17 protein-coding genes are annotated in these 20,319 nt (G+C 64.1%); 7 read left to right on the forward strand and 10 right to left on the reverse strand.

Annotated features, from left to right (window positions below):
* Positions 1-115: 115 nt before the first annotated feature.
* The 4 genes from ACNPP0_RS27805 to ACNPP0_RS27820 all read left to right on the forward strand — a co-directional run bounded on the left by ACNPP0_RS27805 (position 116) and on the right by ACNPP0_RS27820 (position 5,004).
* Positions 116-778, forward strand: coding sequence for a TRAP transporter small permease subunit (locus tag ACNPP0_RS27805; RefSeq protein WP_332608512.1), 663 nt, complete (start codon positions 116-118; stop codon positions 776-778).
* Between the two features lie 2 nt (positions 779-780).
* Positions 781-2,442, forward strand: coding sequence for a TRAP transporter large permease (locus ACNPP0_RS27810; RefSeq protein ID WP_448707693.1), 1,662 nt, complete (start codon positions 781-783; stop codon positions 2,440-2,442).
* A 231-nt stretch (positions 2,443-2,673) separates the two neighbouring features.
* A complete protein-coding gene (locus tag ACNPP0_RS27815) occupies positions 2,674-3,669 on the forward strand; it encodes a Bug family tripartite tricarboxylate transporter substrate binding protein (RefSeq protein ID WP_448707694.1) in 996 nt (331 codons plus the stop codon).
* Positions 3,670-3,678: 9 nt separating this feature from the next.
* Positions 3,679-5,004 (forward strand): acyl-CoA thioester hydrolase/BAAT C-terminal domain-containing protein, encoded by a 1,326-nt coding sequence (locus ACNPP0_RS27820; protein WP_332608509.1) that lies wholly within the window; start codon positions 3,679-3,681, stop codon positions 5,002-5,004.
* Here the strand turns inward: ACNPP0_RS27820 and ACNPP0_RS27825 are convergent.
* A complete protein-coding gene (locus ACNPP0_RS27825; protein WP_448707695.1) occupies positions 4,991-6,292 on the reverse strand; it encodes a UDP-N-acetylglucosamine 1-carboxyvinyltransferase in 1,302 nt (433 codons plus the stop codon). The two genes, ACNPP0_RS27820 and ACNPP0_RS27825, sit on opposite strands and share 14 nt — an antisense overlap.
* 123 nt (positions 6,293-6,415) lie before the next feature.
* Complete coding sequence (locus ACNPP0_RS27830) at positions 6,416-7,561, reverse strand: MFS transporter (RefSeq protein WP_448707736.1); 1,146 nt, start codon at positions 7,559-7,561, stop codon at positions 6,416-6,418.
* A 353-nt stretch (positions 7,562-7,914) separates the two neighbouring features.
* On the opposite strand from ACNPP0_RS27830, the gene ACNPP0_RS27835 reads away from it, so the two are divergent.
* Positions 7,915-8,535 carry a TetR/AcrR family transcriptional regulator gene (locus ACNPP0_RS27835; RefSeq protein WP_448707696.1) on the forward strand — a complete coding sequence of 207 codons (621 nt, stop codon included), beginning with the start codon at positions 7,915-7,917 and terminating at the stop codon, positions 8,533-8,535.
* Between the two features lie 161 nt (positions 8,536-8,696).
* Here the strand turns inward: ACNPP0_RS27835 and ACNPP0_RS27840 are convergent, their stop codons facing one another.
* The 4 genes from ACNPP0_RS27840 to ACNPP0_RS27855 form a co-directional block, all read right to left on the reverse strand.
* On the reverse strand, positions 8,697-10,799 hold the full coding sequence (locus tag ACNPP0_RS27840; RefSeq protein WP_448707697.1) for a DUF4034 domain-containing protein: 2,103 nt from the start codon (positions 10,797-10,799) through the stop codon (positions 8,697-8,699).
* Between the two features lie 113 nt (positions 10,800-10,912).
* The gene (locus ACNPP0_RS27845; protein ID WP_448707698.1) at positions 10,913-11,380 is read right to left on the reverse strand and encodes a hypothetical protein; all 468 of its coding nucleotides are present in this window, start codon (positions 11,378-11,380) and stop codon (positions 10,913-10,915) included.
* Between the two features lie 72 nt (positions 11,381-11,452).
* On the reverse strand, positions 11,453-11,935 hold the full coding sequence (locus tag ACNPP0_RS27850) for a nucleoside deaminase (protein ID WP_448707699.1): 483 nt from the start codon (positions 11,933-11,935) through the stop codon (positions 11,453-11,455).
* A 93-nt stretch (positions 11,936-12,028) separates the two neighbouring features.
* Entirely contained in the window at positions 12,029-12,658 is a 630-nt protein-coding gene (locus ACNPP0_RS27855) for a hypothetical protein (RefSeq protein ID WP_448707700.1), read from the reverse strand.
* 280 nt (positions 12,659-12,938) lie between these two features.
* Here ACNPP0_RS27855 and ACNPP0_RS27860 point away from each other — a divergent pair, with 280 nt between their 5' ends.
* Complete coding sequence (locus ACNPP0_RS27860) at positions 12,939-13,580, forward strand: glutathione S-transferase family protein (RefSeq protein WP_448707701.1); 642 nt, start codon at positions 12,939-12,941, stop codon at positions 13,578-13,580.
* Positions 13,581-13,717: 137 nt separating this feature from the next.
* On the opposite strand, the gene ACNPP0_RS27865 is transcribed toward ACNPP0_RS27860, so the two are convergent.
* A complete protein-coding gene (locus ACNPP0_RS27865; protein ID WP_332608501.1) occupies positions 13,718-14,311 on the reverse strand; it encodes a BPSL1445 family SYLF domain-containing lipoprotein in 594 nt (197 codons plus the stop codon).
* Between the two features lie 145 nt (positions 14,312-14,456).
* On the opposite strand from ACNPP0_RS27865, the gene ACNPP0_RS27870 reads away from it, so the two are divergent.
* Positions 14,457-14,726, forward strand: a complete 270-nt coding sequence (locus ACNPP0_RS27870; RefSeq protein ID WP_332608500.1) for a hypothetical protein — start codon at positions 14,457-14,459, stop codon at positions 14,724-14,726.
* 22 nt (positions 14,727-14,748) lie between these two features.
* On the opposite strand, the gene ACNPP0_RS27875 is transcribed toward ACNPP0_RS27870, so the two are convergent.
* The 3 genes from ACNPP0_RS27875 to ACNPP0_RS27885 form a co-directional block, all read right to left on the reverse strand.
* Positions 14,749-15,570: a DUF6708 domain-containing protein gene (locus ACNPP0_RS27875; RefSeq protein WP_448707702.1), complete on the reverse strand. Its 822-nt coding sequence runs from the start codon at positions 15,568-15,570 to the stop codon at positions 14,749-14,751.
* A gap of 10 nt (positions 15,571-15,580) precedes the next feature.
* A complete protein-coding gene (locus tag ACNPP0_RS27880) occupies positions 15,581-18,760 on the reverse strand; it encodes a T6SS effector BTH_I2691 family protein (RefSeq protein ID WP_448707703.1) in 3,180 nt (1,059 codons plus the stop codon).
* Between the two features lie 340 nt (positions 18,761-19,100).
* Positions 19,101-20,309 carry an MFS transporter gene (locus tag ACNPP0_RS27885; protein ID WP_448707704.1) on the reverse strand — a complete coding sequence of 403 codons (1,209 nt, stop codon included), beginning with the start codon at positions 20,307-20,309 and terminating at the stop codon, positions 19,101-19,103.
* Between the last annotated feature and the right edge of the window lie 10 nt (positions 20,310-20,319).

A 20,319-nucleotide genomic window follows, 5' to 3' on the forward strand; every position in this document is an offset into this window, starting at 1 on the left:
AGCCCCGCGCGCTTGCCGGATTTTTGCCTCTGTACTTTCGCCCCTGTCCCTGTCTGTCTCTCCTCAAGTTGCACATTGACCGCGCGTAATTCCCGCGCCGGTCCGGATATCCAACATGAATGCCCTATTAGCCCTATCCCGTTTGATCGATGCGATCAACACGGTGGTCGGCCGGTGCGTGACGTGGTTGACGCTGGTCGTCGTCCTGGTCAGCGCCGGCAACGCCGTCGTGCGCAAGGTCTTCCAGATCAGCTCCAACGCCTGGCTGGAAATGCAGTGGTACCTGTTCGGCGCCATCTTCCTGCTGGCCGCCGGCTACACGCTGCTGCGCAACGAACACGTGCGCGTGGACGTGCTGTCCTCGCGCCTGTCGCGCCGCAAGCAGATCTACATCGACATCTTCGGCGTCATCTTCTTCCTGATGCCGGCCTGCCTGCTCATCACCTACCTGTCGTGGCCGGTGTTCATGGATTCGTTCGTAACGAACGAACAGTCGTCCAATACCGGCGGCCTGATTCGCTGGCCGGTCAAGCTGCTGATTCCCGTCGGCTTCGCCTTGCTGGTGTTGGCGGGCCTGTCGCACCTGATCAAGTGCGTGGGTTTTTTGATGGGCAAGTGTCCGGACCCCGGCGCGCGCGCCAGCGAGATTTCCGCTGAAGAAGCCCTGGCGCTGGAAATTGCCGAAGAAGCGCGCGTGCGTGAAGAACGCGCGTTGGCGGCGCAAGCCGGGCAGGCGCCAGGCGGCGCCCGCGATCAACACGGACAGGACGGACGCTGACCATGGAATTCTTGACTGCAAACATGGCCCCCATCATGTTCGCCACCCTGGTGGTGTTCCTGTTGATGGGCTTTCCCGTGGCTTTCGCGCTGGCGGCCAACGGCATTCTTTTTGCGTTGATCGGCATTGAACTGGGCCTCTTGAACGCGGCGTTGTTCCAGGCCTTGCCGCAACGCATCTTCGGCATCATCTCCAACGACACCTTGCTGGCGGTGCCATTCTTTACCCTGATGGGCCTGGTGCTTGAACGATCAGGCATGGCCGAGGACCTGCTGGAAACCATCGGCCAGCTGTTCGGCACCGTGCGCGGGGGCCTGGCCATCGCGGTGGTGTTCGTGGGCGCGATGCTGGCGGCCACCACGGGCGTGGTGTCGGCTTCGGTGATTTCGATGGGGCTGATCTCCTTGCCCATCATGCTGCGCTATGGCTACGACCGCAGGCTGGCCAGCGGCATCATCGCCGCGTCCGGCACGCTGTCGCAGATCATCCCGCCGTCGCTGGTGCTGATCATCCTGGCCGACCAGCTGGGCCGCTCCATCGGCGACATGTACCGTGGCGCCATCGTTCCGGGCTTCCTGCTGGCCGGCACCTACGTGGTGTTCGTCATCATCAAGTCGTACCTGAAGCCCGATTCGGCGCCGGCGCTGCCGGAAGAAGCGCGGTCCTTTCACGAAGCCAACGGCACGCGCGGCGGCCGTTCGCTGCTGGTGCTGATGGTGATCTCGGCGTTGTCCGCGTACTTTGTCGGCCAATACATCGAAGCCGATACGGCGCCGGTGGACGAGCAGATCGTGCTGTCGCTGCTGATCTGGGGGCTGACCGCCTTCATCATTGCCGGCGTCAACAAAGTCTTCAAGCTCGGCATGCTGTCGGCACTGGCCGAACGGGTCACCTTCGTGATGATCCCGCCGCTGTTCCTGATCTTCCTGGTGCTGGGCACGATCTTCATCGGCGTGGCCACGCCGACCGAAGGCGGCGCCATGGGCGCGGTGGGCGCCATCATCATGGCGATGATTCGTGGCCGCCTGACGCTGAACCTGATGAAGCAGGCCATGGACACCACCACCAAGCTGTCCACCTTCGTGGTGTTCATCCTGGTGGGTTCGACGGTGTTCGGCCTGACCTTCCGGGGCGTCAATGGCGATTTGTGGGTGGAACACCTGCTGATCAGCCTGCCGGGCGGTGAGCTGGGCTTCCTGATTGCCGTCAGCGTGCTGACCTTCGTGCTGGCCTTCTTCCTGGACTTCTTCGAACTGGCCTTCATCATCGTGCCGCTGCTGGGGCCAGTGGCCGACAAGCTGGGCATCGACCTGATCTGGTTCGGCGTGCTGCTGGCCGTCAACATGCAGACCTCGTTCATGCATCCGCCGTTTGGCTTTGCGCTGTTCTACCTGAGGTCGGTGGCGCCCAAGGATAGGTACAAGGACAAGGTCACGGGGCGCATGATCGAACCCGTCACCACGGGCCAGATCTATCGCGGTTCCATCCCGTTCATCGTGATTCAGCTGGCGATGGTGGCGGCCGTGATGGCGTTCCCTGGTCTGGTCATGCACTACAAGAGCGACGAGGCGCAGGTGGATTCCAGCAAGGTGAAGATCGAGGTGGATACGTCCTACGGCACCAGCACCTATGGGGGTGACGATCCGGGGGCGGATTTCAAGTAGCGGATCAGAATGCCGGCAGCGATGCCGGCATTTTTCTTTTGGGGATATCCCTAAATGGCGGTCCAAAGGTATTGCATACAAGATACCGTCATTGTGACCGCCGCCGTTCGGCGCGCGGCCTGTGCGCCTTTCCCCGTTTCCTGTGTCCGGCCACGCGGCGTCTTGTCGGCGCGCGCGCGGACGGTGCTGCATTGCCTTGTTTTTGGCCCTTGCCCCCCGCTGGAGAGTCGTATGAATGTGTCCCGCCGCCATGCCCTGGCCGCGCTTGCCGCGCTGCCCCTGATGTCGCTGACCTCGCGCCTTGCGTGGGCCCAGACCGCGTTTCCGACGCGCCCCGTGCGCCTGCTGGTGGGCTTTGCGCCCGGCGGCCTGACGGACATTGCCGCCCGCGCGCTGGCCGAGCGCATGGGCAAGACCCTGAAGCAGAACGTGGTCGTGGAAAACCGGCCGGGCGGGCAGGCAATCATCGCCACCGTGGCGGTGGCGCGCGCCGAACCCGACGGCTACACGCTGGGCTTTGCCGGCACCAACGGCATGATCCTGAACCCCTTGCTGTACAACAACCTGCCGTACCAGCAGTCGGATTTCAAGCAGCTGGGGTCAATGGGCAAATCGCCCATGCTGTTGATCGTGCACCCCGACCTGGGCGTGAATACCGTGCAGGAATTCATTGCGCTGGCCAAGAAAAAGCCCGGTGACATTACCTGCGCCCATGCCGGGCGAGGGGTCATCAACCACCTGGCGTTGCTGCACTTCCAGTCCAAGACCGGCACGCAGTTTCAAGACGTGCCGTACAAGGGCAGCGGCCCCGCGCTGCTGGACCTGATGGCCGGCACGGTGCAGAGCACGTTCGACTTTCCCACGTCGGCCTTGGCCAACATCAAGTCAGGCAAGCTGAAGGTGCTGGCCGTGACCGCCGACAAGCGCCTGTCCAGCCTGCCCGATGTGCCCACCATGAAAGAGGCGGGCGTTGACGGCTTCGAGCTGTACACGCGCATGATGATTTCCGGCCCCGCCGCCATGCCCGCGGACGTGGTCAAGGTGCTTGAGAACGCCGTGCGCGAAGGCACGCGCGACCCCGGCCTGATCCAGCAATTCGCTGAGCAGGGCGTGGCCGTGGAGTTCACCTCGTCGGCGGACCTGGACAAGGTCATTGCCGATGAATCCGCCATGTGGGCCCAGGTCATCAAGGCCAACGGCGTGCCCAAGACCGATCTGAAAGCGTAAGGACGCACCGTGACCGACCAAGCCCGCATTACCGTCAGCCCCGAAATTGCCCTGATCGACGTCGCCCGCGACATCCGCATCGAGGGCTTTCCGGCCTATGCCTTCATCACCGTCCGCGCCAGCATGCAGATGTGCGGCGCGCCGTGGCGGTCGCAAGCCGTGTTCGTGGCCGGCCACGACGGCAGCCTGGACCTGGGGCGCGACAGCCCCGTGTCGGGCAGCTACGCCGAGCCGTCCGCCATGGGCCTGGTGTGGTCCATGGTGTGCGAAGACATGAGTCGCGTGGTGTTTCCGCCGGATCGCACCGAGCCGCTGGTCATCCAGATCGACGCCACCGACGGGACGCACCATGCATCGGCGCAGCTGGTGCAGGACTTTCTGGAAGAGGGCGTCACGCACCGCGCGGTGCGCGAGCAGGTGGGCGGCATGACCGTTTCCGGCGAACTGTATACGCCGGCGGGGCCGGGCCCGCACCCGCTGGTCATCTACATGAACGGGTCGTCGGGCGGCGTGAACGCCCCGCGCGCCGCGTTGTTTGCCGCGCGCGGCTTCCAGTGTCTGGCGCTGGCCATCTTCAACTACGACGGCCGGCCGAAGTATCTGAACGACATGCCGCTGGAATATTTTGAACACGCGCTGCGTTGGGCGCATGCCGAACTGGCGCCGCGCGACGGCTTCGTGGCGTTATCGGGCATCAGCCGTGGCGGCGAGACCTCGCTGCTGGTGGCCTCGCACTATCCCGATTTGGTCAGCGCGGTGGCCGCCTATGTGCCGTCGCCGGTCATGCACGGCGTGGTCAGCGCGGGCTCGCCCGGCACGGGCCGCAATGCGCAGGTGTGGACCAAAAACGGCGAACCGCTGCCGCATCTGTGGCAGGACAACGCCAGCGCCGATTGGGAAGCCGCCTACGCGTCCGAGCCGCCGTATCGGCAAACCCACGCCTTTCTAAGCGCCACGCGCGATGCGGCGGCGGTCGAACGGGCGCGCATTCCGGTCGAGAACTATCCCGGCCCGGTCATGCTGATCAGCGCGTCCGACGACGGTTTCTGGCCCAGCACGGCGTATTCCGAAATGGTGATGCGCCAGCGCCAGGCGCACGGTCTGCCCACGTTCCACCACGTGTGCATGGGGGCGGGGCACCATGTGCATTACCCGTACCTGCCGGCCACGCTGATCAGCAAGCCGCATGCGATGTCGGGCCTGCTGCTGGACGCGGGCGGCACGCCGGCCGCGAATGCGGCGGGCAACGAGGGGTCTTACCTGGCGGTGCTGGAATTTCTGAACCGCGCGGCGGGCACGCCCACCGACGGTACAGGGGCCACTATTCCTCGGTAGCCCATTCCACCTGCACGCCCAGGCTGCGCAGGTTTTCCACGAACCGCGGATGCGCGCGACGAATCGGCGTCGCGTTGCGGATCTCGGAACGCCCCTTGATGCTGCTGGCGACCATGAACAGCGCGATCGCCACGCGAATGATGTAGGGGCTTTCCACCACGGCCGGCGTCAGCGGCATGCCGCCGAACGTCACCACGCGATGCGGGTCCGATGAAAACACGTGCGCGCCGAATTTGGACAGTTCGCCCGTCCAGCCCAACGCGCCGTCGTAGACCTTGTTCCAGAACATGGCGTTGCCTTCGGCGCACACGCCCAGCGCGATGAAGATGGGCAGCAGGTCCACCGGAAAATACGGCCACGGCGCGGCTTCCACCTTGGTCAGCACGTTGCTGGTGAAGGGCGTTTGCACCTTCAGCGGCCCGCTGCGCAGCGCGCGCGACCAGCCGTCCTTGTGCTCGATCGTGACGCCGAACTTGGCGAAGGTGCGGTCGATCAGCGGGAAGTTGCCCGGCGTGCGGTTGCGCACCACGACGTCGCCGCCCGTGATCGCGCCCAGCGCAAGGAACGTGGTGATCTCGTGGAAGTCTTCTTCAAAGGTGAACTCGCCGCCGCCCAGCGTCGCGCCACCACGCACGGTCAGGCGCGACGTGCCGATGCCGTCGATATCGGCGCCCATCATCACCATGAAGCGGCAGAATTCCTGCACGTGCGGTTCGGACGCGGCGTTGGTCAGCGTGGATTCGCCTTGCGCGGCGGCCGCGCACAGCACGAAGTTCTCGGTGGTGGTGACCGATGCGTAATCCAGCCAGTGGTGCGTGGCCGTCAACGGCCCGCTGCTGCGCACCAGCAACGACCCGCTGGCGCGTTCGACTTCACCGCCGAACGAACGGAAGATGTCCACGTGCGGATCGATTTCGCGTACGCCCAGCGTGCAGCCCTTGACGTTGTCTTCCAGCCGCGCCACGCCAAAGCGCGCCAGCAGCGGCGGTACCAGCATGATCGACGAGCGCATTTCTTCGGGCAGACGATGTGACGTGGCGTCGAACGTGGTGTGGTGGTGATGCAGGCGCAGCGTGCGGGTGCTTTCGTCCAGCGCCACTTCGCTGCCCAGCGTGCGAAAGATGTCCAGGATCTTGCGCACATCGGTAATGTCCGGCACGCCATGCAGCGTCAAGGGCTGGTCGGTCAACAGCGTGGCGCACAGAATCGGCAGCACCGCGTTCTTGTTGGCCGAAGGAATGACGCGGCCGCGCAGGGGCGCGCCGCCGTGGACGATAAGGTTGGACATGGGGAGAGGGCGGCCGGAGAGCGGACGAAAAGCAAGAAGTGGCGGGAATTGTACTGGTACGCCCCGACGTGGGCCCGCCCGCCGGGTGATCAAACGTATCAAACTGCAATCGGCATGGCGCGGCTAGTGCCCCGCCACCAACGCGCCCGACGTCCGCAATCCGGGCCGGAACGCATGGGCGTGCGCGCCCCGCGCAATCAAGAAAGCGATGCCGATCAAGGCCACCAGCGCCCGCGGGAACGCGGCAACACCCCAGGCGCCAAGCAGCAAGCCGCCCACGACGCCGGCCGAGGCAATCGCCCCGTTCCAGGCCACCACGTTCATGGACAGGGCCACATCCGCGCCGTTGCCCGCCGCATCGGCCAGCGCCGTTTGCAACAGGGTGGCGGCGCCGCCGAAGCTTACGCCCCACACCGCAACGCCCAGGTAAACAATGGCCGGGGTGGCAGGCGCCACGCCAAACACCAGCGCGGTCACGCCGAACGCGGCCAGGCTGGCCAACACGGTGGCGCGCAAATGGCGGTCCACCAGTTTGCCGGTCAGCCAGATGCCGGCCAGCGCCGCCGTGCCGAACACCAGCAACACCAGGTCCACGCGCTTGCCCAGCCCGGCAGCCGCGACAAATGGCGCGATGTAGGTATAGAGAATGTTGTGCGCCAGCATCCACGCGATCACCACGGCCAGCACCGGCCGCACGCCCGGCGTCAGGAACACGCGGCGCAGCGGCATCCGTTCGTGGGACGCCTGGCCGGGGTAGTCGGGCACCTTGGCCAGCACCCAGGCAATAAGCACCAGGGTCAGCGCGGACATGATCCAGAACGCCATCCGCCACCCCACCGTGGACCCTAGCAAGGTGCCCAGCGGCACCCCGAGAGACAGCGCGATCGGCGTGCCGACCATCGCCAATGCCAATGCGCGCCCCTGTTGCCACGGGGCCACCATGCGGCGCGCGTAGCCCGCGATCAGGCTCCATGCCAGCCCGGCCGCCACGCCGGCGAAGAACCGCGCGATTAGCGTCAGCCAATAGTCGGTGGACAGCGCGGTGGCGGAGTTGAAGACCAGGAAGCCGATGATGGTCATCAGCAGCACGGTGCGGCGGCGCCAGCCGCGCGTGGCGATCGTCAGCGGGATGGCGGCCAGCAGTGATCCCAATGCGTAGGCGGTCACCATCTGTCCGGCCCATGCCTGGCTTACGCCCAGCCCGGCGCTGATCTGGGGCAGCAGCCCGGCGGGCAGGGTTTCGGTGACGATGCAGATAAAGCCGGTCATGGCTAGGGCCAGCAGCCCCGCGACGGGCAGGCGGTCGGGCGCGGTCGGCGCGGGCGTTAGGGTCGGGGAGGTCACACGAAAGTCCTTTTCTTGGCCGGGCAGGCAGGCCCGGCGGTCGTTGTTCGGGAGGGGGCGTCGGGTCAACGGCGCAGCGGAAGCGATCGATATATATGTACCGATTGATATAAATGTAGAGGCACCGCTTTCGCGTTGTCAACGACTTTTGTATCGATTAGTATTGATGTCGCGTATTTCGAGTGGCGTATTTCAGGTCGCGTATTTCGAGTGGCGTATTACAAGTGGCGTATTTCAAGTGGCGTTCTACGCACGTCGCTATCAATGGAGGCACCGGCATGGCGCAAATGGGCAGGCCACGCGCGTTCGACCGCGAGCAGGCGGTGGATCAGGCGCTGCATTTATTTTGGGAACAGGGCTATGAATCAACGTCGCTGAGCCAGCTGAAAGCGGGCATCGGCGGCGGCATTTCCGCGCCCAGCTTCTATGCGGCGTTCGGCTCGAAAGAGGCGCTGTACCAAGAGACGGTTCAGCGCTACCTGGATACGTACGCGCGCGTCACGGAGAGCCTGTGGGATGACACGCTGGCTCCGGCCCAGGCCATTGAACTGGCGCTGCGCCGCTCGACCAAAATGCAGTGCGAACGCCACCATCCCAAAGGCTGCATGGTGGCGCTGGGCGTCATGAGCGCGCCCACGCCCGAGCACGCCGCCGTAACGCTGCCGTTGACGCAGTCGCGCCAGCGCACGTACGCGGGCTTTGTCCGGTGCGTGGAACGCGGCATCGCCAGCGGCGAGCTGGACCCCGCCACGGACGCCAAGGCGCTGGCCACGGTGTTCAACAGCTTTCTGTTGGGCGTGTCGATCGCGGCGCGCGACGGCGTGCGCCACGCGGTGTTTGACGCCGCCATCACGCAGCTGATGCGGCAGTGGGACGTGGCGCGTGCGCAGGCGGTCTGAGCCGAGTGAAGCTGTCCGGGGCGACACCGACAGATCCCAGGCGACACCAAGAGATCTGAAGCGAGCTTAAGCAACCTCAAGCAACCTCAAGCAACCTCAAGCAACCTCAAGCAACCTGGACGCAAGACGATGCGCCCATCTCAGACCATCGCGCTTGTCGTCTAGCCGGGGAGGCCGCCACCATCGCCGTCATCGCCGGCAAACGTCAGCTTGCGGGAACGGTCGTCCATGCCGGCGCGGTCGCGGGCCAGGCGGCGGCGCAAGCGCCATCCCCCAAACCAGCCGCTGTCGTCGTTGATTTCGGCGCTAAGGCGTTGCAGGTATTCGTCATCGGGCGACAAGGCCAGCGCACGCGCGATCCACACGTGCGCCAGATAGCCGTTGGCCTCGCAGCCACGGCCTTCCAGGAAGGCGATGGCGTAGCTGCGGGCGGCGGTTTCGCGGTCGCCGTCGTGGTCCTGGTTCCACATCCAGGGCAGCACGCTGTCCAGCGCGGCGCGCTGGTCTTCATCCGAACCGCTGTGCATCAGCATCAGCCAGCTAAGGTTGCGGGCCGCCATGGCTTCCATGCGCGAGCCCCGATCGGCCACGCGCCAATTGTTTTCCAGCCAGCCGCGGTACGTCTGGTATTCGTGCGCCGCAATGTCGCGGCCTTCGTCGATGGCGGCGTAAGCCAGGTTGTTGCGCGCGATCCGGTCGCCCGCTTCGGCGGCCTGCGTCAGGAAAGTCCTTGCGGCGGCTTTATCGATGCCCGGGTAGTCGGGGTCGATCTTGCCCGCATACAGCTCGCTAAGCGACATCAGAGCGTCGGCGCGCTGGCGCCGGGCGCCTTCCTGCCACAGGAACAGCGCGGCCTCGGGCGACACGTCGCCCCACAGGTTGCGGCCCAGTTGCGCCAGGTTGAAGGCCCGGTCCTTGCCGTCCAGCGCAAAGCCGCGTTCCAGCAAGGCCTGGGTGTCCAGCTCGTCCACCTGCATGCCAAACAGGCCGAACTTGCTGCCTGCCGCCGCCAGCAAGACGGCTTCCACGTCGTCGCCCCAGTGCGCGCCACGCGTCAGAACCAGCGGGAACAGGCGCTGCGCGTCCGGCATGCCCTGAAACCACACGCAGGCCTGCAAGGTGAACAGCACGCCGGGATAGGCGTCGTCCGCCAGATCGATGTTGGCGGGCGCCACGGCGCATGCGCGCGTCAACAGCGCATACGCGTGCTGCAATAACCCCGCATTCCAGTGCACGTCGCCGTTGTCGTCTTCGCGGCGCGCGCGTGCCGTCTGGAAGTTGGCGTAGTGGCACAGCGCGCGGCTTTGCAATTCGGCGGACACGTCCAGCGTCAACCATTGTTCGAAGGCGTCGCAAAAGGCCGCGTTGCGTTCGTCGTCATCGACTTCCGGGTAGAAGGCGGGGTAGCCCAGATAATCCAGTTCTTTGTAAAACCGCAGCTCTTCGCGCTGGGCGTCTGTCAGGCCGGCGCAGACCGGGCCGTCGATGAACGCCTGCATATCGGCGTGGCTGCCGTTCCATCGCGGGTACAGAAAGTACAGGTAGCTGATCAGCGCGCTAAGGTCGTTCGGGCGCAGCGCCAGCGACGTGCGCAGCCAATAGGTCTTGGGGTCGTCCTTGTCCTGCGGTGCGCGCGGGGGCAGGCCCTGGGGCAGCGTGGCCGGCAGTTCGGCCAGCCCCATGCCGCTGTGTTCTTCCAGCAGGCGCAGCGCCTGTTCCCAAACGTCGGGCGCCCAGCTTGCCTGCAAGCCCGCGTGGGACGCCGCCGCGTTGCTTTCCAGCAGGTCGGCCAGCCAGTCCGGCTCGCCCAGGTACGCGCACACCCGCATGGTGCGCTGCACGGCCACGACCGGGCGCTCGTGCAAGGCCATGGCGTGCAGGAATGCCGCCACGGCGTGGTCGCGCGCCATCATTGCGCCGGCCCACTGCTGATCGTTCACATAGTCGGCGGTGTTGCTGCCGCGTATGACGCCGGCGATGCTTTCCCATTGATTGCCGTAGGCCAGATGGGCGTGATACGACGCCGGTCGCGCGTCGCGCCAGGCGCGCACGCGGGCCAGGTTGTCGGCGGGCGCGCGTTGCGGATCGCTGATGACGTCCAACATCCACCGATACCCATGGCTTTCGCCGTCGCTGTCCAGCCAGCGCAAGGCGGCAGCTTCCAGTAGGGCGTCCAATTCGTCGTACTGGCCGGCGTCAAGCCATTCGCGCAGTTGCGCGCGGCGCGCAAGCAGGGTGTCGATCGTGTCGTTGGATGGGGTCATTCGCTACGGCAGAGTGGGTTCAGGAAATGGCGAACCCGGCGCGGCCGCGCGGAGGGCATGGCGCTTCGGGCCGCTGTCTTTGACAACGTAACAACGGCACCTTGGCCGGATAGTTAAATGGTGGGCGCGGCGGGAGGCGGGTTTCTGCGGATCAGCATCGTGCCCAGGATGGTCAGCGCCAGGCCGCCGCCGACATAGGGCAGCCCAAATATCAGGGCCCAGAAAAACAGCGCGGTGTTGGCGTCGTTGGCCGCTTGTGCGCCGGCGGTGGCCGCCTGGTGCGCGCCGAAGTCCATGGTCAGCAACGTGGCGGGAATGGTCAGCATCAACGCCACGCCAAGCACCACGAAGCCCCAGCCGATCAGACGGCGCAGGTCGGCAATGCGGGCCAGCAACACCGCCGCCACCACGGTGATCAGCAGCCAGGCCGCAGTGCCGACGTACATCATTGTGTCGCTGTCGCCCGCGTTCGGATCGGGCAAGCCGGCCAGCAAAAGGGGCAGCAGGACGCCATAACTGACCTTGCCGATCAGCAGTCCCAAGACGATGCTGACGATCCATTTAACGCTGTTGGCGGGCATGCGGGATTCCTTCGGTTTCGGTGTGGGCGCGCGTGTTGTTGCGCCCGCTGTGCAGCGCCGGTTGCCGCGCTACTACGCGCGGCGGCGCAGCTTTTCCTGATGCAGCTGCCTGACCTGTTCGGCGAATTCGGCAACGGGGCCATCGACCGCGACGCCGTCAATGACCTCTTGGATCGCCAGGGGCTTCACGCGTGACGGCGCCACGCCCCATTCCTGCATCCACTGCCGATATTGCTGCGACGAGCTGGCATAGACGATGCGGCCCAGCCCCACCCAGCCATGCGCGGCCGAACACATCGGGCAATGTTCGCCCGACGTGTAGACAGTGCAGGATGCGCGTTCCGCCGCCGGCACATTATTGGCGGCCCAGCGCGCGATCTCGAATTCGGGATGCTGCGTGTGGTCGCCGCCTGCAACGTGGTTGTGGTCTTCAAACAGCACCTGGCCTTGGGCGGACACCAGTACCGAGCCAAAGGGCTCGTCGCCCGATTCCAGCGCCTGCCGCGCCAGCGCCACGCAACGCGCCAGATGCTGCTTGTCGTGTTCATCGATCATGCGAAACCTCTTTGGTGTGCGGTGCAGGGGGTGGAAGACGCCGGAATGTCGGGGCGCGCTGACGCCTCAATGGCGTCAATGCCGTCCATGGCGTCAATAGTAGATATCAACGTAATCGGTCAGGCGGCCGCAGCTTTCCATCTGCTGCAAGCGCCAGTACTTGCGCTTGCCGGTGGCGCGAAATTCATAGTCGCCCGTGCGCTCGCAGCGGCGGCCTTTCTCAGGGGCGTCCAGGATCAGGATGGTGCCGCGAAAGACAAAGCGGTCGCTGTCGATGGACACGATCTCGCCATTGATCTTCAAGGTGCCTTCGAAGTTGGCCTGCGTGCCGTCGATGCGCACGACGTCATTGACGTCCTTGGCGCTGAGCTGGCCGCGATCAGCCGACCACAGCCATTGCACGGTGACGCCGCTGTTGTTCAGCAGGCGCTCGTAGGCGGTCTGGTTGCGAATTTCCGTCTTGGTGACCGGCGCCAGGGCCGTCGCGCTGTTTTGCTGCGCGGGCGCCGGTGCTCGCGCCGGGGTCTGGATCTGTGTCTGGGGCTGGGCCGCCGCACCGTTTTGCTGCGCCGGCGAATGGGCGCGCACCGCGTCGCCTTGCGCCGCGATCATCGGCGATGCCGTGGCCAAGGCCAGGCCGAACGCCAGCGGCAGGATGCGGGACAGGCGTTGAGTGCGCTTGGCGGGGTTCATATCGCAAGCAGGCGTCTTATGCATGTTCATGAAAAGTAGGGGCCTCAGGACGGTCGCCACGGACGTGGGCGGCCACGGGCGCCTAAATTAGCACGCTGCTTGCATCTGGTAATTGCTGATCGTGCAGGTTGTGTATCTATCCGTTAGCAGGATGCGCGAAAGGTGTATGCGGTGGCGCAGGGGGGGGCGGGCTGGCGTGGGTTGGTGTGGGTTGGCGTCTCGGCGCGTGGACGCTGGCGCTGTCGATACCGGCAAAGCGGCGTAGAGTGGCAACGTTGCTTTTCGGCGCTACCCTTTCTAAAGGACTTTCATGCTGACCGTGCACCATCTGGGTAAATCGCAGTCCGAACGTATCGTGTGGCTGTGCGAAGAACTTGCCATGCCCTACAACCTGAAGGTCTACGACCGGGACGCCAACACGCGCCTGGCGCCGCCCGAATACAAGGCCTTGCACCCGCTGGGCACCGCCCCGATCATCACCGATGGCGACACCGTGCTGGCCGAGTCCACGGCTATCGTCGAATACATCCTGGCCCGGTATGGCGACGGCCAACTTACCGTGCCGCCCAGCGACCCGGCCTATGCCGACTACCTGTACTGGTTCCACTTCGCCAACGGCTCGCTGCAACCGGCGCTGATGCGCAACATGGTGCTGGCCCGCGCCGAGGTGCCCGCCGACAAACCCGTGGCGCAGTTTGCCGACGCACGCCGCCAACAGGCGCTGGCGCTGGTCGACAAGCAATTGGGCAAAACGCACTACCTGGCGGGCAATGTGCTGACGGCCGCCGACATCGTCGCGGTGTTTTCGCTGACCACGATGCGGCTGTTCTATCCCTACGACCTGTCGCCGTATCCAAACATCCTGGCGTACCTACAGCGCATCGGCGCGCGGGACGCGTACCGCCACGCCATGAAAAAGGGCGATCCGGACATGGAGCCGATGTTGGCTTGATCGGCTTGGTCGGCTTGATAAGGGAAAGGCGATGGCGACGGGCGCCCAGGCCAGGCGCCGTGCCATCGCAGGTCAGCAGATGATGGGACCCTGGCCGCCATGCCGTTTACCGCAGCGGCAGGCGGCCAGTCATGCGATTACAGGGTCAACGGCGATATCTTGCTGCCGTCGATTGACACGCCCGCCATCAGCCCGCCATTGTTCAGCACAAAGCCAACGATGGGCTGCTGGGCGGTGTACGAATCAATGGCCCCGTTGGCGCCGATGTTGGCCACGGCAACGGTGGCGTCCGCCCCGATCGTCCAGCCGCTGCTGGCGCGGAACTTGGCCAGTGCGTCATCCGTCATGAAAAGCAGCACCATGGCCTTGGACTGCGCGCCCGCCTGAAAGCCGATCGAGCCGCCTGTGATGCTGTAGTAGTTGGTGTCCTGGCCATTCACGCGCAGCACGCCCGAGCCGTGTTCCGCACCCACGATGAAGCTGGCGCTGAGCACCGCGGGAAACACCAGCACGCCACGCGCGCGTTGTACCAACTGCTTGGACTGCGGGGACGCCGCGTACAGCTGGGTCAGTGTGGCGGTGGCGGCCGTATTGAGTTCTTGCCGTTTTTCGGCGGCAGTGGCGGTCGCTTTGGGGCCATTCGTCGTGCACCCCGCGAACAGCACGCTTGCCACGCCCAGCGTTACCGCCGCCAGCGTGGTCCTACGCCATGTTGAAGAGATCTTGTTCATATGCGCTTCCTTTTTAGGTTGCAGACGGGTTTGCAGACGAGTTTGCCAACGCGCTGCAAGGTTCCTGACGAACTTCTGACCACTCACATCGGGATGTCTCCCTGGCAGCAGATTACTCTCGTTAGGCGCGGTTTAACATCGCGATATGTTCCTGCTTATTCTTCTTTGGGTCGTGCTGGCGGTGGTGGTGGGCGTCATGGCGGCCGGCCGTGGCCGTCGCGGCATCGGCTGGACGGTGCTGGCCGTCCTGATCAGCCCGCCGTTGGCGGGTGCTTTTCTGCTGACCCTGCCAGACCGTTCACCCCGTGCGCGTGTACCGGTGGCGCCGACGCATATCGATTGCCCGCGCTGCTCGGGGCGCATTCTTCGCGACGCACGGGTGTGCCGGCATTGCGGGGGAAGTGTGGGGGGATAGGGCTGGCGGGGCAGGCCGGTTTTCAGGTCCGCGATTCCGCATCCATGTCGGCCGGCCATTGCACTATTGGCGCCAAGCGCAGGGCCAGATTCAACGGCGGCACTCTGTTCGGGTCGTTGAATGTTACGACGGCGGGCAAAGCGCCCGGTCCGTGCTGCATATAGGCGCGGACATAATCCCACGAGCTGCCTTCGTCCTGGCCAACGCTTAAGGGAAACCGGTCAATCACCTGGTTAGTGCCCGGCTTGACGACCGCGATCGACACGCCCCACGTAATGATCAGGCCGCCTTGCCCGGTGGCGCCACGTTGCCGCCAAACTTCGGCGCGCAGGTCGGCCCAGTGATACGAATTTGTGGTGACGTACCAGCGGGCGAAAGGGTTCCACCAGAGGTAATGGAAGCGGTAGACGTATATCTTGCGGCGCAAGCGATTGAAGCGGATGGGCTCGTCGCGGGGGATGGAGATATCGACCCGAATCATGGTCATGGTCCACCACAACATCGCGATGGCGGTGGCCGCAATTTCCAGCGGAAATCCCATTTCTGACGTCGCCAGGATGTATAGAGAGAAGGCCAGCCACGTAATACCCAGTGGGGACAAGGCCAACAGCAGCCCCCGCATTTTGTGCGTCTTGCGGCTTAGCTCCAGGCAAGTGCCGTTCATAGAATTAATGACGGGAATTTCATTGGCGCGGATCGGTGTTGATGAGTCTTCATCGGGTCCGGTCAGGTCATGGAGCCATCCGCGATGCGGGGGTGCAAGAGCGGGCCTATTTACGTCATGAATCCCGTTTCGTTTTAGCAATACCGACTCCGGCAAGAAATAACGTTTGTGTGTTGGCATTTATTTGCCGTTAGCGCTGCGCAGTGGCTGTGATTTCGCCGTAGAGGCTGGCATCGGCTGTGTCGGGCCAGTACCTGATTTTGAGCGTCGCGGATTCAATGTCTGCGTCGTCCAGGTCTAGTAGGATTGTCCCGCCAATTAGCGGCAGCGCCGAGGTGGGGCGGTGAGTGGCGGCCTCGTCGACGTGGTATCCCGGTGGCTTGGAGACGGGGGATACTTGTCCAAGTGACGGAGCCCTGTGCTGCTCTGCAATAACGACTTCTTCAGGGGTGTGCCTTTTCAAACCCAGCAACATGGCATATCCAGACCGTTCTGCGAACCAGACAGGGAGGGTGATCCGGTAATCAAGCGCCGTTCCCCAGTGCATTCCGCTACCGATCACCAGCGCGGTCGACAGTCTGGGCTTGAGATGAAATCCAAAGCTTGTTTCTACTCCCAGCAAAGCCGCGTTCAGAGCGCCGATTGCAGTATCTTTGTCTGCGTTGGCCAGCACGCCTTTGTCGATTGCAACCTGTGGATCAGAGTAGGCGAGAACGGAAGCGCCGGTTCTCGCAGCGTTCCACCATACGGCCGGGTTCTCGTCATGGTTGCCAAAATAGCAACGGCGCGCCCATTGTTCGATGGAAGTGGACCTATTTCTTTTCGCATTTTCCGAAGCGGCGTAGGCGAGCAGACCCAAGACCATCGCCCATCCCAACGGACCAAGGAGCGATGACGCCCCGGCTAGTGCTGCGTACGCTGCGACCCATCCGGAAAGTATGGCGAGCCCGCTGGCAAAGAAGTAACGGTTGCGGGCGATGACATCGCCGGATCGCCCCGCTCGTAAAGCGGCAGAACCGAACTGCAGCCCTTCCACGACGCCCGACAGTGCACTCGTCACCCCACCAAACCGAATCAAACCCTTGCCCAGCGTCAACGCGTTCGTAGCGCGTGCTTCGGCGATGGCGGCCTTTTCCATCGCCTGCACCACGCTTCGTATTCCCATGCCCGTCGCCTCAATGGCCACGCCCATTGCGCCCATCGCGCTTGCCGCAACGCCCGCGATGGCTTCCGGGTATTGGTCACCCAATGCGAGCTCCAGCTCTTGCAGGCTGCTTTTCAGCGCATCCTGCTGGAAGAACAACGCGCCCATGGACAACGCCACATCCAGGTTCGCCATTCCGCGCATACCCACGAAGGCCCCATGTGCTCGGAGCTTTGCATCGGCTGTCGTGGTGCGTAATTGCCCGGCTATCGCCTGCGCCTTTGGTTCCAGTCCGCCCACGCTTACCAGCACGCTGCGCCAGCCGGCTTCCATGGCGTTTGCACCGGCTTCGGACACCGCGGTCAATTTCTCTTTTAGCCCTTCCGCCGTGTCCGCAATCCAGAACGTGGCTTTGAATACCTGGTGCTGCGCCGGTCCAGGCAGGGTCAGCATGCCGCTGAATATCAGCGCCCGAGCCTTCTTGCCGGCTTCCTGCGCGGCCTTGTCGTATTCCTGGCGCATCTGGTGGGTAAGCAATTCCTGATATTCCCCAAGCGTCAGTTCAATCTCCACGCGGAGCATTTGGGTGCGCTCATACAGCAGCAATGCGGCTTGATGAACGGTGGAGGCCACGGGCGAAAACTGCTCTTGCGTCCGTGCGTCCATCGTCAACACGGCGTTGATCATCGCGCCTTGCAGTTGGCCCGCCGCGTCCCTTACGGTGCTGCGTAGATACATCTCACCTTCCTGCGAGGCCATCACGTCTTTGATGGCGGCATATAGCTTGCCGGAATCATTGGCCTTGAAGCCTTCCGTAAAAGTGGGACGCAGGCCTTCAAGCAGGCGGGCGTTCTTGGCTAGTAGCGCCTGGTACAGAATGCTGTCGGGGTTTTCCAGCAAGGCCTTCCACAGCTGCTGCGTGGGGCCAAGATCTCCGCCATCAACCGGGGGCGCTTCGCTGGGGCCGCCGTCCAGGCATGCCGCCACCATCTTGGTGTACGCCGCCGCCGAGTGCGGATCGGTAGCCGAGTAGTCGTACCGTGCGATGCGCAGCCAGGCCAGGGATTGCAGCCATGCGACATAGCGGGCCGCCATCGTATCTATCAGTCCTTGCCTGCGCTGCCATTCCTTATCGTGCATGTCCTGAAACTGCTTGCGACGCGGCTCGCTGTAGCGTTGTTCCAGGCGTTCGTGATACTCGGCCGTGATGCGCTTGGCCGCGATTTCCGTTTCGCGGGGGACATCTACCGGCGGTAAATGGGAACGCGTGCCCAGCACCGGATGGTCATTGTGTTGTCGGCGGTATTCGATCTCTTTTTCGACTTCCTGTACCGCTTGGGTCTGTGCCCAGGTCTTCTCCAACTCTCTGATCTGCACCAGCGCCGCCGATGTGAACAGTAGATACTGCCGTTCGGCATTGCCCGCCCACGCGAGCCGGTCGTTAATCAGCAAATGGCGTTGTTGATTGAATTCCAACACCACGCCCACCGGATCGGGCAACGCCAATACCGGCACACCTTGCGGCAGCGCCTGCGCCTTGGCGATGCCGTCCACATAGTCATTCAGCGGCACGAATCTGGGGGTACGTGTGCGCACCGCATGTCGGCTGCCGAAATCTTCCCCGTCGTAACGGTATTCCCACACGTGATCGGTCAGAAACCCATCCGCGAATTTCAACCCGTGCAATACCGTTTGGGGCGTTTCTTGCAACGTCGTCAGGTCCACTTTCAAGAATCGGGCGGATGGCGCGCTTTGTGCTTTGTAGGCGTCCAACACCGGCTCAGGCCACCGGTCCTGCGAGAACGCGATCCACGCTTCCTTGTAGACCGCGGTGTCGACGTGTATGAACGAAGCGCGCACGTCGTGCCCTACACCCGTGCAAGCCTGGGACAAGGGGCGGGGAGTGCCCTCGGGCATTCGGTACGGGTCATATTGGCGCATGTGCCCGTCGGCGGTGACTTGATACGCATGCCAGATTTCCTGATCCAGCAGCACATACACAAACCCTTCGCGCAGCACGCGATAGTTGCCCGGCTGCATATCGATGCGTACGCGGTCTTGTTCGGGATCGAAGGGGGACGGCCCCTGCGGCAATGCCGCCTCGCGCAGCAACAGAATCGGCATCCCGCTGCGCTCGCACGCGCGGCAAGTACCGACCGGCACCGCCATGGTTTCCAATACCGCCAGCCGCGCCTGATAGGCGAACGAACCCGCATGCGAACCCATGATGCAACTCCCCTGGTTGGCCTAACGCGAACACTCGGGCGTCGATCGGCACCGCCGTCAAACGCCCGCGCCGGCTGCCGGCGATTGTTCATGAAGCCATGCGCCGGGCCAGTTCAATACCGGGGTAATGCAATAACCGTGCCACGGGAGTGGGGGTAAGAAGATAGACCCGCTTTATCAACGGCTTACGCGAAAAATGGTGCTCCGCGTCCAAGGCAAAATCCGCCGCCGCCCAGAAAAACCCCAGTTTTCCACAACAAAGCGAGCCAGATACGACCCGATCCCAAAGAATCCTCGTCTTATCAACGGCTTACTGCGGGCCAAATTTGGCCCGATCGGGTCAGATGTGGCCCGGCCGTACGTTTCGCCGCAAGCGCTCCGCATACACGACAAGCGGAATTGCGCAGGCTGCGCACGCTGCCATGACCATGAAGCCGCCGGGCGCATAACCGCGATACAGCGCGCCGCCCAATTGGATGCTGGCGAACATGAATACCCCGCCGGACAACAGCGCGTACAGGGCGATGGCCGACGTTTTGCGCGCGGCGGGCACGTGTCGCGTGATGTACCACATGATGGCTGCGTTGTTGCCGGCCAGCGTGAAGCACTGCAACAGTTGCAAGGCGCCGATCAGGGTGGGGTCCGTCGTGATGGACAGGCCCGCCCAGCGGATGGCGGACATGACGGCTGACGCCAGGATCAGCCACTGTGCCCCGGTGCGCGCCAGGATCTTGGGCGCCAGGAAGAAGAACAGCACTTCGCTGCCGACGCCAAGCACCCACAGCAACGAGATCAGCGCGGTCGACAGGCCGCTGGCCGTCCAGTAGAGCGTGGAATAGGAATACAGGAACCCATTGCTGGCCTGCACCAGCGAGGCGGCGGCGATACACATCAGCAACGGCCGATCGCGCACGACTTCCAGCATGGGCAGGCGCGCGCGTGGCGCCGCCCCGACGTTCGCCGTGGCTACGTTAGCGTCGGGCCCAGGCTGCGCCGCCTGCGGCAACAGCCGGACACAAGCCAGGCACGCCACGATCAGCAGAATCGACAGCCACATCACCCAGTTGGCATCGAAGGTCTTGATCAGATATCCACCTGCCACCGTCACCGTCGCAAAACCCAGCGATCCGCACGCCCGCACGATGGTGTACGAATTGCCCTGCGCGCGGCCGCTGGCGATGGCCATGCGGTCCATCAGCGGCAGCACCGCCGGAAACACCGCGTTCAAGAGCAGGGTGACGCCCAGCAGCCAGCCCGGCGCGTGCATGAACGGATAGCAGATGAACAGCAGCAGCGACGCCGCCAACGCGGATGCCATCAAGGCGTGCGCGCGGCCCGTCTGGTCGGCCACGTGCGCGACCACCGGCGTGGACAAAATCTTGGGCAGGAACGACGTGGCGACGATCAGGCCAATCATTGCCGGGTCCAGGCCACGGCTGGCTAGCCAAAGGGGAAGGAAGGGGATGCTGACGCCCTGCAAGCCGTAATACAGGAAATAGAATCCGTGCAACGCGATGGCGCCTTGTCTGGCGTCGGGATTGCCGCGCATAGCGATGGGT

It is taken from the genome of Achromobacter semiaridum, assembly GCF_053543755.1.

Coding starts and splice junctions, on each gene's coding strand:
- ACNPP0_RS27805 (WP_332608512.1), top strand. CDS start 116: ATGAATGCCCTATTAGCCCTATCCCGTTTGATCGATGCGATCAACACG.
- ACNPP0_RS27810 (WP_448707693.1), top strand. CDS start 781: ATGGAATTCTTGACTGCAAACATGGCCCCCATCATGTTCGCCACCCTG.
- ACNPP0_RS27815 (WP_448707694.1), top strand. CDS start 2,674: ATGAATGTGTCCCGCCGCCATGCCCTGGCCGCGCTTGCCGCGCTGCCC.
- ACNPP0_RS27825 (WP_448707695.1), bottom strand. CDS start 6,292: ATGTCCAACCTTATCGTCCACGGCGGCGCGCCCCTGCGCGGCCGCGTC.
- ACNPP0_RS27830 (WP_448707736.1), bottom strand. CDS start 7,561: ATGACCGGCTTTATCTGCATCGTCACCGAAACCCTGCCCGCCGGGCTG.
- ACNPP0_RS27835 (WP_448707696.1), top strand. CDS start 7,915: ATGGCGCAAATGGGCAGGCCACGCGCGTTCGACCGCGAGCAGGCGGTG.
- ACNPP0_RS27840 (WP_448707697.1), bottom strand. CDS start 10,799: ATGACCCCATCCAACGACACGATCGACACCCTGCTTGCGCGCCGCGCG.
- ACNPP0_RS27845 (WP_448707698.1), bottom strand. CDS start 11,380: ATGCCCGCCAACAGCGTTAAATGGATCGTCAGCATCGTCTTGGGACTG.
- ACNPP0_RS27850 (WP_448707699.1), bottom strand. CDS start 11,935: ATGATCGATGAACACGACAAGCAGCATCTGGCGCGTTGCGTGGCGCTG.
- ACNPP0_RS27855 (WP_448707700.1), bottom strand. CDS start 12,658: ATGAACATGCATAAGACGCCTGCTTGCGATATGAACCCCGCCAAGCGC.
- ACNPP0_RS27860 (WP_448707701.1), top strand. CDS start 12,939: ATGCTGACCGTGCACCATCTGGGTAAATCGCAGTCCGAACGTATCGTG.
- ACNPP0_RS27865 (WP_332608501.1), bottom strand. CDS start 14,311: ATGAACAAGATCTCTTCAACATGGCGTAGGACCACGCTGGCGGCGGTA.
- ACNPP0_RS27870 (WP_332608500.1), top strand. CDS start 14,457: ATGTTCCTGCTTATTCTTCTTTGGGTCGTGCTGGCGGTGGTGGTGGGC.
- ACNPP0_RS27875 (WP_448707702.1), bottom strand. CDS start 15,570: ATGCCAACACACAAACGTTATTTCTTGCCGGAGTCGGTATTGCTAAAA.
- ACNPP0_RS27880 (WP_448707703.1), bottom strand. CDS start 18,760: ATGGGTTCGCATGCGGGTTCGTTCGCCTATCAGGCGCGGCTGGCGGTA.
- ACNPP0_RS27885 (WP_448707704.1), bottom strand. CDS start 20,309: ATGCGCGGCAATCCCGACGCCAGACAAGGCGCCATCGCGTTGCACGGA.